This window comes from Priestia sp. 10L35 (assembly GCF_056395685.1).
Map to the genome: position 1 here is coordinate 1 of NZ_JBFTKA010000042.1, position 1,124 is coordinate 1,124.

Here is a 1,124-nt window from a genome sequence, read left to right on the forward strand (position 1 = left end):
TACTCACCCGTCCGCCGCTAACGTCATAGAAGCAAGCTTCTAATCAGTTCGCTCGACTTGCATGTATTAGGCACGCCGCCAGCGTTCATCCTGAGCCAGGATCAAACTCTCCGAAGAAATGTTTGACTTGCTCAATTTAAAAAATAAAARTTAACGTTGACGTTTGTCGCTTTGTTCAGTTTTCAAAGTTCAATGTTCAAATCATAAGTTGTCGTTTCAACGACGCTTAATAATAATAAAATATATCAAATGAAACGTCAATAGTTTTTCTAAAAAAAACATTCTTTTTTATTTCCATTGTATTTTACACGTCACGGTAACAACTATTCATTAAACATTAATTATTATATCTTAATATCCCCACTCCACTTTTTTCAAATGTGAAATTGATGCTAATAAAATATGAATGAAAGAAAAGATATAAAGTATCTATGCTCTCTTTATAAGGCATACTTATAAAGAGAGGAGTAGTGATTAGTATGTATTATAGTAAAAGAAATCAAGAACCTCCGGTTCAAGAAGAAACAGAAATTTGGGAATGTACAGTAGAAAAGTGTAAAGGCTGGATGAGGAAAGACTTCTCTTACGATAGTCATCAGAAATGTCCTTTATGTAAAAGTCAGATGGAAGCTAAAAAACGCCTTATTGATAAAATCCCCCGTAATCCCCATAGAAGATAATGTACACCTATGCTTTTTAAAAGATTAAACACTACCTATATATATAAAAGTCTTTGTTCATATTTGCTTTCTATTTCTATTATATGTTATAACTAATTAACCTTGTATCGATCGTCTTGTCTAAAACCCAGGCTTTTTTTAAAGCCTGGGTTTTCTATTGAACTAATAGTAGATAAATCATAGTTTGCTAATTATAAGGCCATAAAAAAAGACTCCTTTATAAGGAGTCTTTTTTGTTATCACTTTTAATTATGCTTTGTGAACGTTAGCAGCTTGTGCTCCACGTTGACCTTCTTCGATATCAAAAGTAACTTTTTGACCTTCTTCTAATGATTTGAAACCTTCACCTTGAATAGCACTGAAATGAACGAATACATCGTCTCCGCCTTCGATTTCAATGAAACCGAAACCTTTGTCTGCATTAAACCATTTTACTGTACCTTG

The 1,124-nt window shown here is 32.9% G+C and carries 2 protein-coding genes and 1 rRNA gene; 1 reads left to right on the top strand and 2 read right to left on the bottom strand.

Annotated elements, in window-relative coordinates; genetic code table 11:
* Positions 1-117: ribosomal RNA gene (locus tag AC1DEF_RS29020) — 16S ribosomal RNA — on the bottom strand; the annotation flags it as partial.
* A gap of 362 nt (positions 118-479) precedes the next feature.
* On the opposite strand from AC1DEF_RS29020, the gene AC1DEF_RS29025 reads away from it, so the two are divergent.
* Positions 480-680, top strand: coding sequence for a cold-inducible protein YdjO-related protein (locus tag AC1DEF_RS29025; protein WP_043978988.1), 201 nt, complete (start codon positions 480-482; stop codon positions 678-680).
* A 249-nt stretch (positions 681-929) separates the two neighbouring features.
* On the opposite strand, the gene AC1DEF_RS29030 is transcribed toward AC1DEF_RS29025, so the two are convergent.
* Positions 930-1,124: cold-shock protein (locus AC1DEF_RS29030; protein ID WP_477727743.1), on the bottom strand; the 195-nt coding region annotated here is incomplete at its 5' end.

Coding starts and splice junctions, on each gene's coding strand:
- AC1DEF_RS29025 (WP_043978988.1), top strand. CDS start 480: ATGTATTATAGTAAAAGAAATCAAGAACCTCCGGTTCAAGAAGAAACA.